The 731-nt window shown below is 45.4% G+C and carries 1 pseudogene; it reads left to right on the top strand.

Going from position 1 to position 731, the window contains the following annotated elements:
• A pseudogene (locus CIK95_RS05115) lies at positions 1-731 on the top strand (IS1380-like element IS612B family transposase); the annotation flags it as partial.

Genomic DNA, 731 nt, shown 5'->3' with positions numbered 1-731 from the left:
AAACTCACACCTTTTGGAGGAATTTTTTCAATCATGGAGAAATTTGACTCCATGCTTTCACCCGTTATCGACTCAACACTGGGTCAGAGATGCAGCAGTATCTTCGGATATCAGTTCAGCGAGATAGTCCGTTCGCTGATGAGCGTTTATTTCTGTGGCGGCTCATGCGTGGAAGATGTAACGTCACAACTGATGCGCCATCTCTCGTATCATCCTACCCTTCGTACATGCAGCTCTGATACCATCCTCAGAGCCATCAAGGAACTGACACAGGAAAACATCTCCTATACTTCCGACCAAGGCAAGACCTATGATTTCAATACTGCAGACAAACTCAACACATTGCTTATAAACGCTTTGGTTTCTACAGGCGAGTTGAAGGAAATTGAGGAATACGATGTTGACTTTGACCATCAGTTCCTTGAAACGGAGAAGTATGATGCAAAACCGACCTACAAAAAGTTCCTCGGCTACAGGCCTGGCGTATATGTTATCGGTGACAAGATAGTCTATATCGAGAACAGCGATGGTAACACGAATGTGCGTTTTCATCAGGCAGACACCCATAAGAGATTCTTCGCTCTTCTGGAATCCCAGAACATCCGTGTAAATCGCTTCAGGGCAGACTGCGGTTCCTGCTCGAAGGAAATCGTCAGTGAGATAGAGAAGCATTGCAAACATTTCTACATCCGTGCCAACCGATGCAGTTCGCTCTACAATGACATCTTTGC

Origin of the sequence: Prevotella sp. P5-108 (assembly GCF_002251385.1) — a bacterium.
Lineage (GTDB): Bacteria > Bacteroidota > Bacteroidia > Bacteroidales > Bacteroidaceae > Prevotella.
This window is presented reverse-complemented; position numbering and strand designations above follow the sequence as displayed.